Below are 15080 nucleotides of genomic sequence, written 5' to 3'. Positions count from 1 at the left end.
ATAAGTGTAAGTATATTTATATATAGATAAAGTAGAGAGAAATTAGCTTAGGGGAAGTTGAAATATGTGCGGAATTGTCGCATTTTATGATCCAAAAATAAACGAAAAACAAGCCGTTATTGGTAAGATGATGGCTACTATCAAGCACCGTGGACCTAATTCCGACGGTTATTACACTAATGATGAGGTTGCCCTTGGTTTCAGAAGATTGTCAATTATCGATCTTCGTGGAGGAGCTCAACCTATTTATAATGAAGATAAAACTAGAGCAATTATCTTTAATGGTGAAATTTACAACTTTAAACCATTAAGAGAACAATTAATTAAAGCAGGCCACACTTTCACTACCAAGGCCGATACTGAAGTATTGCTTCACGGTTATGAAGAGTGGGGCATGGATGGCCTTCTTAAGAAGGTACGTGGTATGTTTGCCTTCCTTATTTGGGATGACAACAACAAGACCCTTTATGGTGCACGTGACTTCTTTGGTATTAAGCCAATGTACTACAGCAACCAAGATGGCCACTTACTTGTAGGTTCAGAACTTAAGAGTTTCTTGGAATATCCAAAGTTCAAGCGTGAATTGAACGTTGAAGCTGTTAAGCCATACCTCATGAACCAATACAACGACCTTGAAGAAACCTTCTTTAAAGGCGTTTACAGATTTCCAGCAGGTCACTGGTTCGAATACAAAGATGGTGAAATGAAGACCCACCAATACTGGGATGCGGAATACAAGGAAAATAGTTTAAGCTTTGAAGAAACTTTGAAGCGTATCAACGATGACTTGAAGGAAACCGTCGATTTGTACAGAATTGCTGACGTTAAGGTGGGTGCATTCTTGTCAGAAGGTATTGACTCTTCATACTTGACTACTTTGCTTAACCCAGACGATGTTTTCTCAGTAAGTTTTGATGACTCAACTTACGATGAAGCTTCAAAGGCTAAGGCATTAGCTGACATCAACCACTGGAAGTTCTACAGTGACAAGGTTGATGCCGACGAAGCTATGCGTGATTTTCCAGAAATGCAATACCACATGGATGAACCAGATGCCAACCCATCAATCATCCCACTTTGGTACTTGTGTAAGTTAGCTCGTAAGCACGTTACTGTTGCACTTTCTGGTGAAGGTGCCGACGAATTGTTTGCTGGTTACGTTAACTACGGGATGCACACTCATAACGATATCATTAAGATCTTCACTAGCGAACTTAAGAAACTTCCTAAGAAGAAGCAAATTAAGTTGGCCCACAAGATTAAGAAGATGCCTAATTTCCCAGGTAAAGTTCACATGTACACCAACTTGGCTGAACCAAGTGAATTCTACGTTGGTCAATCAGTAATTTACGATATGGATTACCCAACTATCTTTACCTCAAAGGATGCCAACAGCATTTTGCAACCAACTTACCGCAATAAGTTGACTGTTAACGGCATTTACCAAAAGGACTTCAAGAAGGTTAAGGATATTGATAACGTTAAGCAAATGCAATACATCGATTTGCACCACTTCATGATTAACGATATTGAACAAAAGGCCGATAAGATTTCAATGGCTCACTCACTTGAAGTTCGTGTTCCATATCTTGATAAGAAGATCGCAGAATTAGCTAACTCAATCCCAACCAAGTACTTGGTTAACCGTCATGATACCAAGTACGCACTTCGTAAGGCTTCAGAGAAGGTATTGCCTGATGAATGGGCTAAGCGTCCAAAGCTTGGTTTCCCAACACCAATCAAGCAATGGCTTAAGGAACCACGTTTCTACAAGCAAGTACGTAGCTTGTTCGAAGAAGAATTTGTTAACGACATTTTCGATCAAAAGAAGATTATCAAGCTTCTTGATGACAACTACGAAGGGGACGGCTCACACAGACGTCAAATCTGGGCTATCTACACCTTCCTTGTTTGGTACAAGTTGTTCTTTGTTGATTACGAAAATACTGTTAAGAAATACCAACATGTTCAACCTGAAGTTGCAAAATTAATTTCACAAGGCAAATTACTATAATTTAGGGGTTTAATTTAGGATAATGACTAAAAAATTTACACCAATTTTACTTGGTAGTGACATTAACGTTTATGGTATGGCTCGTTCATTTAACGAGGCTTACGGTATTAAGGTTAAGGCAATGGCTGATGCACAACTTGCCGCAACCCGTTATTCAAAGATTGTTGACGTAGAACTTCACCATGGTTTTAGCGCAGATCCAACTTTCATGGATGTTATGCGTAAAAAGATGGAAATCTACAAGGACCATAAGGAACCTGTAATTTTGATTGCTTGTGGTGATGGTTATGCAGAACTTCTTTCAAAGCATAAGGAAGAATTGAGCAAGGTATTTATCGTACCTTACATCGATTACGACTTGCTTGAAAAGTTGATTTCAAAGGAAGGCTTCTACGAAGTAGCTGAAGAATATGGTTTGCCATATCCTAAGACTAAGATCATCACTATGGATGATTACAAGTCAGGCAAGTACACTGATGTGCCATTCCAATTCCCAGTAGAACTTAAGCCAGAAGACCCAGTTTCATGGCTTAACTGCCAATTCGAAGGTCGTAAGAAGACTTTCACTATTCATGATGAAAATGAATTCAAGGATATCGTAGGCAAGATCTACACCCACGGTTATACTGAAGACCTTATTTTACAAGACTTCATTCCTGGTGATGACTCAAACATGAGAACCTTGAATGCATACGTTGACAAAAACCACCAAGTTAAGATGATGTGCTTAGGTCACCCATTATTGGAAGACCCAACCCCACAATCAATTGGTAACTACATGACTATCTTGCCAGCATACGATGAAAAGTTGTACGAACAAGTTCAAGCCTTCCTTGAAAAGTTGAACTACACTGGTATGGCTAACTTTGATATCAAGTACGATACTCGTGACGGTCAATACAAGTTCTTCGAAATCAACTTGCGTCAAGGTCGTTCAAGCTTCTACGTAACTTTGAACGGTTACAACTTGGCTAAGTGGTACATTGACGACTACGTTGAAGACAGCTTGAAGGATAAGGACACTGTATACGGCAACAAGTTGAAGTCTAAGCACGTTTTATGGATGGGTGTACCAGTTAAGATCTTTAAGGAATACGCCTTTGAAAACGATGCTAAGGACACTGCAGAAGAATTAATTCACGAAGGCCGTTATGGCACTACTGTCTTCTACGACAAGGACCGTAACTTTAAGCGTTGGCTTTTGATGAAATACATGTTCCACAACTACTACGCTCGTTACAAGAAGTACTACGAAGTAAATAAGGGTCAATACTTCAAGAAAAATAAGTAATTGAATATATTTCAGAAAGTTTGGAAGCTATTTCCAAACTTTTTTTATTACTCATATCTTTGGAATAATGAGTTGGTGATATAATTACAGTGAATTTTTTCAAGGATGAAAATTAAAAAGTTAGGTATTGTTGCTGTGACAGGTATTATGGGGATTTCTGTTGCGGCTCCAGCTGCTACTACCGTTCAAGCTAGCCCATATTCAGATGCATTCTGGGGTTCTTTCAACGGTTATTTAGTCGGTAGAGCAGTTGACGAAGGTATTCAAGAAGGTACGCGTGCATACCACAAGTACAAGCATGATAAGAAAGTTTACGACTACAAGGCTAACCACGCTACTTTCCATATCAAGCACAAGGCATACATCTACAATAAATATGGTCGTCGTTTGGGCAAGAAGTACTTCTTAACTAATGATGGTAGAAATTACAACACGCCAAAGCGTACTTATACTTACCGCGGCGTTAAATACTACAAGTCAGGTTACTGGAAAGGACAACCTGTCTACGTAAGAGTTAAGGATACAGCTTTTACTCACGTGGCTGATTAATTAGAAAACTAAGAGTTTGGTGGAAATTTTCTACCAAACTTTTTTGATGTTCTGATATGTTTAATTATGAAATAGGGAAAGAGGGATGTTCAAAATGAAGAAGAATTTTGGAAAATTTGTCGGTGTGTTGGCATTGCCACAAACTGGTGCTAAAGAATCTACCGATATCTTAGGATCCCTACTCGCTGGTTTAGGATTGTTCGGATTTGGCGTAGATCGTAAGCGTAAAAATAACTAAAAATATTTCAAAAAATACCAAAAAGTTGGGAGAAATTTCTCTCAACTTTTTTTCTTGCTCAAAAATGTTTTAATGACAGCAATTTGCTAAATACAAGGTGTAGATGCCTCTATATGTATAGAATACAATATATTGTGTTCTATGGTAAGACTGATTCATAGATTTAGAGGGGTTGATCTTTATGTTAAAGCAAGAACTGGAACAGAAATTAAATACACCGACAATGTTTGTTAAGCGTGATGGCGCTAAATATCCGTTCGAATTGTTTAAATTGGAGATGGTTATTCACGCTCTTGGCTTGGACGATGTTAAGACAGTAATTTTAAGCAAGATTATGGATAAGCTTGATGATGACACTGTAACAGCACAAGATGTTGCGGATGCATTTAGACAAAGCTTGAATGAACTTGGCTATATTGAAGCTGCCAAAAAGTATGTTGCTTATCGCAAGCATGACGTTGCCGAATGGGAAAAACAAATTGATACTAAAAACCGTTTGGAACGCTTAGTCCATAAAGACCCAACCATCGTTAACGAAAACGCAAATAAAGATAGTGATGTCTTCAGCACTCAACGTGATTTGACTGCAGGTACAGTAGGTAAGACCGTTGGTCTGACTATGATGCCTGAACACATCGCTAAAGCACACCTTCGCGGTGACATTCACTGGCACGACTTGGATTACACTCCACTTTCACCGATGTCTAACTGCTGCTTGATCGACTTCAAAGAAATGCTTACCAACGGCTTCAAGATTGGTAATGCCTACATGGAAAGTCCTAACTCAATCGGCGTTGCTACCAGCCAAGTTGCCCAAATCATCACTAACGTAGCTTCAAGTCAATACGGTGGTTGTTCGTTCGACCGTGCCGATGAAGTTTTAGCTCCTTTTGCTCAAAAGAACTACGAAAAGCACTTAAAGGATGCTAAAGAATTAATTGACGATGAAGAAAAAGCAGATGCTTTTGCTAAGAAGCGTACTAAGAAAGACATCTACGACGCTATGCAAAGCCTGGAATACGAGATCAACACTATGTTCTCAAGCCAAGGTCAAACACCATTTACTAGCTTGGGCTTCGGCCTTGGTACTTCTTGGATTGAAAAAGAAATCCAAAAAGATATTTTAAGAATCAGAATTGCTGGTTTGGGTAAAGAACACAGAACCGCGATCTTCCCTAAATTACTCTTCACCCTTAAGAAGGGGCTCAACTTGCACCCAGGTGATCCTAACTACGATGTTAAGAAGCTTGCCATCGAATGTTCAACCAAGAGAATGTACCCAGACGTTTTGAGCTACGACAAGATTAAAGAAATCACCGGCTCATTCAAGTGTCCGATGGGTTGTCGTTCATTCTTACAAGGTTGGAAGGACAAGAACGGCAAGGAAGTTAACTCAGGCAGAATGAACTTAGGTGTTGTTACTGTTAACTTGCCAAGAATCGCTATGGAAAGTCACGGCGACATGGATCTTTTCTGGAAGATCTTCAAAGTTAGAATGCAAACCTGCCACGAAGCATTGCAATTCAAGGCTCACCGCGTAACCGAAGCTAAGCCAGTCAACGCACCAATCCTTTACCAATACGGTGCATTTGGCAAGCGTCTTTCAGAAGATGGCAACGTTAACGACCTCTTCAAGAACGGCCGTGCCACTGTTTCCTTGGGCTACATCGGCCTTTACGAAGTAGGTACTGTCTTCTACGGTTCCGATTGGGAACACAACAAGGAAGCTCACGACTTCACTGTTGAGATCGTTAAGAAGATGCATGACTTATGTGCTAAGTGGGAAAAGGACGATCCTAACCACTACCACTACAGCTTGTACTCAACTCCAAGTGAAAGTTTGACCGACCGCTTCTGCAGACTTGATACTGCTAAGTTCGGCAAGGTTAAGGACATCACTGACAAGGAATACTACACTAACTCATTCCACTACGATGTTAGAAAGCACCCAACTCCATTTGAAAAGTTGAGTTTCGAAATGGATTATCCAAAATACGCTGCTGGTGGTTTCATCCACTACTGCGAATACCCTAACTTGAAGCAAAACCCAGCAGCTCTTGAAGCCGTTTGGGACTGGGCTTACGACAAGGTAGGCTACCTTGGTACCAACACTCCAATCGACAAGTGCTACAAGTGTGGTTTTGCCGGTGAATTCAAGGCTACTGCTAAAGGCTTCCAATGCCCAGTCTGCGGCAACCACGATCCACGTACCTGTGACTGTGTAAAGAGAACCTGCGGCTACCTTGGTAATCCTTTGAAGAGACCTATGGTTCACGGTCGTCATGAAGAAATTGCTCACAGAGTAAAGCACATGACCATGGGCTTAGTACGCGAAGAAGCTGAAGAGGAAACTAAAGAAAATGCCAAAGAAAGATAAAAACGATCAAGAAGGCCCTGACATTCGAAGCAGTTTGATCAAGGTTAATATTGATGGTGATACGGTATTTGTTGACTCAAATCAATATAAGCCTCAAGTTGATCACGCTAAGAAGTTGCTTAAGCAAAAGGCGATGCCTAAGAATCCTAAGCCACAAGAATGGAAGAGTGAAGAGCATAGTTTGCACAAGATTGCGGACTATAAGCCGTTCAACTTCGTTGATGGTGAAGGTGTAAGATGTAGTCTTTACGTTTCTGGATGTTTGTTTGACTGTCCGGGATGCTACAACTTGGCAGCGCAGAACTTCAACTATGGTCAGCCTTATACGCAAGACCTTGAAGACCAGATCATCAAAGATATGTCTCAGCCTTATGTGCAAGGTTTGACCCTTTTAGGCGGTGAACCATTCTTGAACACTTGGGTTTGCTTGAAAATTATTAACCGAGTTAGAAAAGAATTCGGTCATACCAAAGACATCTGGTCTTGGTCAGGCTACACTTGGGATGAATTGCAAAAGGAAACTCCTGATAAAAAAGAAATGCTGTCGAAGATCGATATCTTGGTTGATGGACGATTCCTTGAAGCAAAGAAAGATTTGACCTTGCAATTCAGAGGTTCAAGCAACCAACGAATTATCGATGTGCCTAAGTCATTGAAGGCTGGCAAAGTCGTTATTTGGGATAAATTGCAAAGATAGATAATAGATAAAAACAAGGGGTAATTGTAAAATTAGATTTACAGTTACCCTTATTTTGTGGAGAAAAACGATGAAAGAAGAAAAAATAGAGTTAGTTGATCAAATTATGACCGCCTTGCAAAAGGTTATCGATCCTGAATTGCAGGTTGATATTGTTAACTTAGGTTTGATCTATGGCATCGATATTGAAGGAAGCAAGGCAACCGTAAGAATGACTTTGACGATCAGTGGTTGTCCATTGTCTACTTATTTGCAAGACCACATTAAACAGGCTGTGTTGACCGTGGACGGCATTGATTTATGCCAGGTGCAATTAGTCTGGTATCCTGTTTGGTCGCCTGAGAGGATGACTGAAGCCGCTAAGAAGCAGCTGGGGATGCTTGATGATCAAAGTGAAAAAGACGAGATTGAAAAGACAGAAGAAAAACAAAAGATCATCGACTTTTCTGTGCCAATTAAAAAGCTGGCTGATGAATATCCTGATTTTATCCAGATTATGTATGACTGCGGTTTTACCAGAATTAAGATTCCAGGCTTGCTCAGCACAGTAGGTAGAGTAATGACGATTCCGCTTGGTGCACAAGCAATGAAGATCGATTTAAACAAGATTAAACAGGCTTTTGAAGAAAAGGGTTACAAGGTGATTGAATAATGGCGAATTTAAGTAAAGAAAGACAAGAGGCGCTGCTCAAGATCTTGCATTATATCCAAGCTGGCGGCGATTTTGCGACAGCGAAGAAGATGTTTCAGGAGGCGTTCGATAAGGTCGACGTATCTGAAATTACGGCAGCAGAGCGGGAATTAATCGCACAAGGTTTGGATCCACGCAAGATTCAATATTTGTGTAACGTTCACGCTGATGTGTTTAGGGGCAATATCAAAGAGAACAAGGAAAATCCCGATTTTTCCATACCAGGTCATCCGGTGAACACAATCAAGCAGGAAAACGTGGTTATCAAGTCGCTGGTCAATGACTTTTTATTGCCTAACTTGAAAAAGTGGGAAGATAACAAATCTGATGAAACCTTAGATAAAATCAAACAAGCATTGTCTGATTTAGCTACGATTGATAAGCACTATGCTAGAAAAGAAACATCACTGTTTCCACTAATGACCAAATATGGCATCACTGCTCCGCCACAAGTAATGTGGGGCGTGGATGACAAGATTAGACGTTTAATTGAACAAGCAAATGAGATTGCTAATACTGATCCAATTGATGCAGAAAAATTGGATAAGGCGATCAAGGAAACTAGTCACGAAGTGCTTGAGATGATCTTCAAGGAAGAAGACATCATGATTCCGATGATCGATGAAGTCGCAAATCAAGAAGACTGGGAAAACGTCAAACAAGAAGAAAAGCAAATCGGCTATACCTTGATTAATCCACCGATGAACTGGAAGCCAAAAAAGGAACCAAAGGCTGCCGGCCCAATTTCGTTTGATAATCTTTCCAGCTTGTTCATTAACTTCAAGGAAGGATCATTGAATCTAAAACAACTGTCCGCAATTTTAGACATGTTGCCATTTGCTTTAACTTTCGTCGATGCTAACGACAAGGTAGCTTACTTCGGCGGCGGTGCGAATATTTTCCCTCATTCTAAAAACGCGATCGGCAACTCCGTCTTCTCCTGCCACACACCGGCCAGCAAGCCAATCATCGAGAAGATCTTCAAGGAATTTCATGAAGGTAAGAAGAACGAGATCTCATATTGGTTCACGCCAAGAAAGATGGGTAGAAAGCTCTATTTGCGTTACTACGCCGTCCATGATGACGATGATCAGTATCTGGGATGCCTCGAGGTGGCGCAAGATATCACCGACATTGAAAAATTGACGGGACAAAAGAAAACAGAATAAGTTAAATAGTTTACGAACAGTGTCAGCTTGGCACTGTTCTTTTTTTGTACTTCTTGATAAGCTAGACAATGGACAAAAAGAACATTAGGGAGGCAAATATGAAAAATGCACATGGAAAAATTAAAACTGATGAAATTAAGTTAATTTGGCTGATCGTAGGTGAATTAGCTACTTGGATCGGTGCTAGTTTCATTTGGCCATTAACTTCTGTTTACTTAAACAAACAGCTGCACATCAGTCTGTCAATCATTGGTGTGGTCCTGTTCTGTAACTGTGCCGGCAACATCCTCGGCTCAATTATTTCAGGACGTCTTTATGATAAATACAATCCGTACCCATTGATGCTCTGGGGCTTAGGTCTAGATGCTGCAGTCTTATTTTTGATGGCCGCATTTCATGGCTGGCCAGAATATTGGGTCTGGCTGACTTTGACCGGCTTCTTGGGCGGCTGGAACGGAACCTTGATCAACTCCGTTGCCACTAGTTTGAAAAAATATCCGGGCCGCTACGTCTTCAACGTTTTGTACTTCTCACAAAACTTGGGTGTGGTAACCGGTACTTTGATCGTAGGATACCTCTACGACTTATCAATTACGCTTCTATTCGTGATTGCGGCACTGCTCTTTGTAATTGCCTTCATCAATGCGATCTTCAACTACAGGCCAATTATTGCCTTCCATAAGGAGAGAATGGTCAAGCATAAGAAGGGTGAAAAGCATAAAGCAGAACCAATGCCAAAGCGCAATTTCATTATGACGATGGTCTTCTTCACCACCTTGGGTGTAACTTGGCTGATGTACATGAACTGGGAATCCAATTTGTCCGTTTACATGGTTTCACTTGGAATTCCATTCCACTTGTACAGCTTGCTTTGGACCCTTAATGCCGGCGTTATCGCCATCATGCAAGGGATTTTGGCTAGTTTTCCTAATATTTTTAAAAATCTCTTCCATCAGATCATCTTTGGGATCTGCATGTTCTCACTATCGTTTATCACATTAGTTTTTGCCAAAGACTTCGCGCACTTCGCTTTATCAATGTTCATCTTGACCTTGGGTGAATCAACCGCGTTCCCAGCTATTCCTGCTTACGTCAACGACTTGTCACCACTCACCAGTAAAGGCAAGTACCAAGGTGCCAACATGGTGGCTTCGGGGATCGGGCGTGCGTTTGGACCGCTCTTTGGTGGTTTAATCATCGACCATGCTGGTTATATTCCATTCTTCTGGGTAGCCGCTATCGTGATTGCCTTGATGATCGTAGTCATGATTCCAACTTACATGAGAGTGCACAAAGAATTAACTATTTATAAATAAGTAAAAAGCATACAAAATTAAATTAAAATGATATAATTAGCTTGATTTAATTTTTTAGACACCAAAAAAGGAGGACTTTCCTGAATGAATAATAAAATGGCCGTTCGCGGCGGTGTCGGCGACATCCTCGAACCAAAAGTAGGTACTCGTCCACAAGATAATTTATACTTAGCAGTTAACTCTGAATGGCTTGAAAACGTCAAGATCCCATCAGACCGTTCAAGAATTGCTAGCTTCGACAACATTGACCTTGATGTTGAAAAGAAGTTGATGAAGGACTTCGCAGATTTTGCCGATGGTAAAAAAGAAGTTGCTGATGTGCCTAACTTGAAGAAGGCAGTTGAACTTTACAAGTTAGCGCGTGACTTTAAGCGTCGTGATGAAGATGGCGCTAAGCCTATCCAAGCTGATTTAGCCTTGCTTGAAGGTATTCGTGACTTTGCTGACTTCAACTTGAAGGTTCCAGACTTGTTCAAGGCGGCTTTTGCATTGCCATTCAGCTTCGACGTTGATGCCGATATGAAGAACACTAAGATCAATGTATTGCAATTCTTCGGTTCATCAATTTTCTTGCCAGATACAACTACTTATAAGACTGATGCGGCACAAAAATTGCTCGACGTTTTGAAGAAGCAATCAATTGAGCTTCTTAAGATGGCAGGTCTTTCAGCGGGTCAAGCTGAAGAATACGTTGACGATGCCATGAAGTTCGATGACAAGGTATCTAAGGTAGTTAAGTCATCTGAAGAATGGGCAGACTACCCAGCAATGTACAACCCAATGCCAATCTCAGACTTTGAAAAGAAGATTACTAACTTCAAGATGGACTACTTCTTGAAGGAAGCTTTGGGTGAAGTTCCAGACCGCGTAATCGTCGCAGAACCTCGCTACTTGGATCACTTCGATGAATTAATTAACGAGGACAACTTCGATGAAATCAAGGGTTGGATGATCGTTAAGTTCATCAATGGTGTTGCTAGCTACTTGTCCCAAGACTTCCGTGAAGCATCATTCCCATTTAGCCAAGCTTTGTCAGGTCAACCAGAACTTCAAAGCCAAGAAAAGCAAGCATACCACCTTGCTAACGGCATCTTTAGTGAAGTTGTTGGTGTTTACTACGGTAAGACTTACTTTGGCGAAGACGCTAAAAAAGACGTTTTATCAATGATTCACAAGATGCTTGATGTTTACGAAGAACGTATCAAGAACAATGACTGGCTTTCTGAAGAAACTAAGCACAAGGCAATCGTTAAGTTACGTGCCTTGATCTTGAAGATCGGTTATCCAGACAAGATTGAAGAAATCTACGATCGTTTGCACGTAACCCCAGCTAGCGAAGGTGGCAGCCTTTACTCAAACGCTAGAGCTGCTGAAATTGAACAAGTTAAGTACAACGTAGAGAAGCTGCACAAGCCAGTTGACCGTACTGTATGGCTCATGCCAGGTAACTTGGTTAACGCTTGTTACGACCCACAAAGAAACGACTTAACTTTCCCAGCCGCAATTTTGCAAGCACCATTCTACGACTTGAAGCAAGATCGTGCTGAAAACTTCGGTGGTATCGGTACTGTTATCGCCCACGAAGTTTCACACGCATTCGACAACAACGGTGCACAATTCGACGAATACGGCAACATGAAGAACTGGTGGACTGACGCTGACTATGCAGAATTCAAGAAGCGTACGCAAGCTGAAATCGACTTGTTCGACGGCATCAAGTATGGTCCTGTAACTTTGAACGGTAAGCAAATTGTTTCAGAAAACATCGCTGACCAAGGTGGTTTAACTGCTGCTGTTCAAGCTAACAAGGGTGAAAACGGCGATATGAAGAAGTTGTTTGAAAACTTTGCTCGTGTTTGGGCTAATAAGCAACTTACTGAGTCTATTAAGACGCAAGTTTCAGTTGACGTTCACGCACCTGGTCCAGAACGTGCTAACGTCCAATCACAATGCCAAGAAGAATTCTACAAGGCATTTGACGTTAAGGAAGGCGACGGTATGTGGCTTGATCCTAAAAAACGTGTTGTGATTTGGTAGTTTAGATAAAAATAAGCACGAGGTTCTTTTGATTTAGAACTTCGTGCTTTTATTTTGTCATGGTAAAATATTCGTAGAATAAGTGTTGTGATCTCATTGATCATGGATGCATGCAATGCAAGACGATAACTTGCAAGTGGCTCTGCCGTTGTGCAGAGCTTTTTTTATCATGTTATAATGGTACTTAATATGAAGAAATAATACACTATAACGTGTGTTGAGGGTCGACTAGCTATCGACTCGAAAGAATTGTGGGCGGTCGAAAGACCGCTTTTTTCTGTCGTTAGAAAATTGATAGAACTATAATATTTACTCTTTATTAATATTAAAAAGCACAAATGTTAGCCATTTTACATTTTCAACACTATAATAGAGCTGATTGCAGTGCCGCTACTACGCTGCAGTCTTTATAACTTACTTACTACCCATATAATAAGTTTATTGCACTAAAAAGGCGCCCATCACGGGTGCCTTTTTGATTTGTCTATTATTATTTCTTAGCGTTGGAATAATCCTTAGGTTTAATCCGTTTAATGTAAGATGGATTTGGTTTACCTAAGATTAATGGTACACGTTCAATGACGGTATCTGCGTATTCCAAACCGAACCATGAAGCAGGGTTAGAAGACAAGTTTTGCAAACGAACACGAGCTTCGACTAACCATTTTTCATAACCAACTAATTGAGTTTGAGGACTGATGACATCGTTAACGATAACGAATGAGAAGTCACCGACATCACGTCCAGGAGTAGTAGTGTATTCCTGTGGTTGTGGTTCGATTGTGCCGTCAGCGATTAAATCGTGAACGATTTGACGAATGTAGACATTCACACTAGTTTGCTTCTTGAAACCTAAGTATAGCTGAATGTTAATTACGTTCTTAGTACCGTAGGTATTAACGGCATATTCAGCGGTAAATGGTTCGTTGGTTACATTAACGGTAACGAACCAGTAGGCCTTAGCACGCTTTGGACGTTTATCCAAAATAGAGTACAAGATTTCACGTTTAATAAACTTGTTGTACTTAACGTTAGCCATGTAAACCAAGTTAGTAGCGTAAGTTGGATAATCTTCGTCGTGACTTAAGTTGGTAAGCATATCGGTATATTCGTCTAAGCGAACGTAAGCATTACGTGATTCACGTTTATCACGAACCTTGTTACCGTAGTACCAAACATACATGATGAAGCCGATTACACCAGCGATGAAGAGTGATACGTAACCACCGTGGGTGAACTTGGTTAAACTTGAGATCATGAACATGATGTCAAGAACACCGAAGAAGATCAAGAAGATCCAGTTCCAAAGTGGGTTAATTTTCTTCAACACTAACCATTCATAAAGCAAGATGGTAGTTGCAAGCATTGAAATCGTGATGGAAAGACCATAGGCTGCTTCCATGTGAGCAGAAGTTTGGAAGTACAAAACGATTGCGATAGTAGCAACACAGATTCCTTTATTGATGGAAGGAATATAGATCTGACCTTTTTCTGTTGATGGGTAATCGATATTCATTCTTGGCAAGAACTTAAGTCCACTGGCTTCAGCGACCAAAGTGAATGATCCGGTGATCAAAGCCTGTGAAGCAATAACAGCGGCAACAGTAGCCAAGATGATAGCGAACAATCTGATGTTGATTGGAATCATTTCATAGAATGGATTAAGCACGCCGCCGTCGGCAGGACGGAAAGTTGGGTTGTTCAAAATCCAAACACCTTGACCAAAGTAGTTGAGTGACAAGCAAACAAATACAAATGGCCATGAACCGATGATGTTCTTTTTACCAACGTGTCCTACATCAGAGTAAAGAGCTTCAGCACCAGTAGTAGCCAGGAAGATTGATCCTAAGATAAAGATTCCGGCTTTATTATAAGGGCTGAAGAGTAACTTAATGGCATAAACTGGGTTAATCGCTTGAATGATTGACCAATCGCCAGCCATGTTGATAACACCCATGACGCCTAAGAAGGTGAACCAGATAAACATGATAGGGCCGAATGCTTTACCGATGATACTGGTTCCCATCTTTTGAATAGAGAAGAGCAGCAGCAGGATAATTACGGTAATCATGATTACCATTTCCTGGGTAGAAACAGGAACATTGCCACCAAATTGAAGACCTTTTAACCCTTCAATCGCGGTGGTAACAGTTACGGCCGGAGTTAACGTACCATCGGCTAAGATGGCAGCCCCACCGATCAAAGCAGGCAATACCAGCCATTTGGCTCTCTTTCTAACCAAAGTATACAGAGCAAAAATACCACCTTCACCATGGTTGGTTGCTTTTAGCGCAATCAAAACCGTTTGTAAGGTAGTTAGTAGTGTCACGGTCCAAAGAACCAAAGAAATGGAACCGATGATGAAATCGCGGTTAACATTTCCGATACCGCCATTGCCTTCGACAATAGACTTCATAACATAAAGTGGACTAGTACCGATATCGCCATAGACAATACCAATGGCGATCAGTAAGCCAGCCGCGCTCATACGTTTTGACTTAGTATTCATTTATATATCTCCCACAAATAAATTGTAGCTATTAATAAAAAAAGAAAATGCCACAATGACATTTTCCTTTTAATACATTCATTTTCGTCTATTTTAGTTCACATTGCAAGTAAAATAATTATGTTTTAATTTTGGGTCGTAAATTGCAATAATAAATTGAACACTTACGCTGTTTGATAGATTTTATCTAAT

The 15080-nt window shown here is 40.6% G+C and carries 11 protein-coding genes; 10 read left to right on the top strand and 1 reads right to left on the bottom strand.

Annotation, left to right across the window (positions count from 1 at the left end; all coding sequences use genetic code 11):
- The first annotated feature begins 64 nt into the window (after window positions 1–64).
- The 10 genes from asnB to CP355_RS04840 all read left to right on the top strand — a co-directional run bounded on the left by asnB (window position 65) and on the right by CP355_RS04840 (window position 12379).
- Window positions 65–2014, top strand: a complete 1950-nt coding sequence (gene asnB / locus CP355_RS04885) for an asparagine synthase (glutamine-hydrolyzing) (RefSeq protein WP_098044009.1) — start codon at window positions 65–67, stop codon at window positions 2012–2014.
- A 22-nt stretch (window positions 2015–2036) separates the two neighbouring features.
- Window positions 2037–3305, top strand: coding sequence for a carboxylate--amine ligase (locus CP355_RS04880; RefSeq protein WP_098044008.1), 1269 nt, complete (start codon window positions 2037–2039; stop codon window positions 3303–3305).
- Window positions 3306–3410: 105 nt separating this feature from the next.
- Window positions 3411–3854, top strand: a complete 444-nt coding sequence (locus CP355_RS04875) for an SLAP domain-containing protein (RefSeq protein WP_098036829.1) — start codon at window positions 3411–3413, stop codon at window positions 3852–3854.
- A gap of 94 nt (window positions 3855–3948) precedes the next feature.
- A complete protein-coding gene (locus CP355_RS04870; protein WP_158227418.1) occupies window positions 3949–4092 on the top strand; it encodes an LPXTG cell wall anchor domain-containing protein in 144 nt (47 codons plus the stop codon).
- 181 nt (window positions 4093–4273) lie between these two features.
- The gene (gene nrdD / locus CP355_RS04865) at window positions 4274–6469 is read left to right on the top strand and encodes an anaerobic ribonucleoside-triphosphate reductase (protein ID WP_098044006.1); all 2196 of its coding nucleotides are present in this window, start codon (window positions 4274–4276) and stop codon (window positions 6467–6469) included.
- Window positions 6453–7166 carry an anaerobic ribonucleoside-triphosphate reductase activating protein gene (gene nrdG / locus CP355_RS04860; protein ID WP_013641398.1) on the top strand — a complete coding sequence of 238 codons (714 nt, stop codon included), beginning with the start codon at window positions 6453–6455 and terminating at the stop codon, window positions 7164–7166. The genes nrdD and nrdG overlap by 17 nt, the downstream gene beginning before the upstream one ends.
- 70 nt (window positions 7167–7236) lie before the next feature.
- Window positions 7237–7818: an iron-sulfur cluster assembly protein gene (locus tag CP355_RS04855; RefSeq protein WP_098036832.1), complete on the top strand. Its 582-nt coding sequence runs from the start codon at window positions 7237–7239 to the stop codon at window positions 7816–7818.
- Window positions 7818–9026 (top strand): DUF438 domain-containing protein, encoded by a 1209-nt coding sequence (locus tag CP355_RS04850; RefSeq protein WP_098036833.1) that lies wholly within the window; start codon window positions 7818–7820, stop codon window positions 9024–9026. Before CP355_RS04855 ends, CP355_RS04850 begins: the two co-directional genes overlap by 1 nt.
- Window positions 9027–9124: 98 nt before the next feature.
- Window positions 9125–10342, top strand: a complete 1218-nt coding sequence (locus CP355_RS04845) for an MFS transporter (protein ID WP_098044005.1) — start codon at window positions 9125–9127, stop codon at window positions 10340–10342.
- Window positions 10343–10426: 84 nt separating this feature from the next.
- Window positions 10427–12379 (top strand): M13 family metallopeptidase, encoded by a 1953-nt coding sequence (locus CP355_RS04840; RefSeq protein ID WP_098044004.1) that lies wholly within the window; start codon window positions 10427–10429, stop codon window positions 12377–12379.
- Window positions 12380–12869: 490 nt separating this feature from the next.
- Here the strand turns inward: CP355_RS04840 and CP355_RS04835 are convergent, their stop codons facing one another.
- Entirely contained in the window at window positions 12870–14888 is a 2019-nt protein-coding gene (locus CP355_RS04835) for a KUP/HAK/KT family potassium transporter (RefSeq protein ID WP_098044003.1), read from the bottom strand.
- Between the last annotated feature and the right edge of the window lie 192 nt (window positions 14889–15080).

The sequence above is a fragment of the Lactobacillus sp. UMNPBX4 genome (genome assembly GCF_002554115.1).
GTDB lineage: Bacteria > Bacillota > Bacilli > Lactobacillales > Lactobacillaceae > Lactobacillus > Lactobacillus gallinarum.
The sequence above is the reverse complement of the archived record's forward strand: the minus strand, read 5'-3'. Positions and strand labels throughout refer to the sequence as shown.

Bases quoted from the DNA above. Each gene is read 5' to 3' on its own strand.
- asnB (WP_098044009.1), top strand. From the start codon at position 65: ATGTGCGGAATTGTCGCATTTTATGATCCAAAAATAAACGAAAAACAA.
- CP355_RS04880 (WP_098044008.1), top strand. From the start codon at position 2,037: ATGACTAAAAAATTTACACCAATTTTACTTGGTAGTGACATTAACGTT.
- CP355_RS04835 (WP_098044003.1), bottom strand. From the start codon at position 14,888: ATGAATACTAAGTCAAAACGTATGAGCGCGGCTGGCTTACTGATCGCC.
- CP355_RS04870 (WP_158227418.1), top strand. From the start codon at position 3,949: ATGAAGAAGAATTTTGGAAAATTTGTCGGTGTGTTGGCATTGCCACAA.
- CP355_RS04845 (WP_098044005.1), top strand. From the start codon at position 9,125: ATGAAAAATGCACATGGAAAAATTAAAACTGATGAAATTAAGTTAATT.
- CP355_RS04855 (WP_098036832.1), top strand. From the start codon at position 7,237: ATGAAAGAAGAAAAAATAGAGTTAGTTGATCAAATTATGACCGCCTTG.
- nrdD (WP_098044006.1), top strand. From the start codon at position 4,274: ATGTTAAAGCAAGAACTGGAACAGAAATTAAATACACCGACAATGTTT.
- CP355_RS04840 (WP_098044004.1), top strand. From the start codon at position 10,427: ATGAATAATAAAATGGCCGTTCGCGGCGGTGTCGGCGACATCCTCGAA.
- CP355_RS04875 (WP_098036829.1), top strand. From the start codon at position 3,411: ATGAAAATTAAAAAGTTAGGTATTGTTGCTGTGACAGGTATTATGGGG.
- nrdG (WP_013641398.1), top strand. From the start codon at position 6,453: ATGCCAAAGAAAGATAAAAACGATCAAGAAGGCCCTGACATTCGAAGC.
- CP355_RS04850 (WP_098036833.1), top strand. From the start codon at position 7,818: ATGGCGAATTTAAGTAAAGAAAGACAAGAGGCGCTGCTCAAGATCTTG.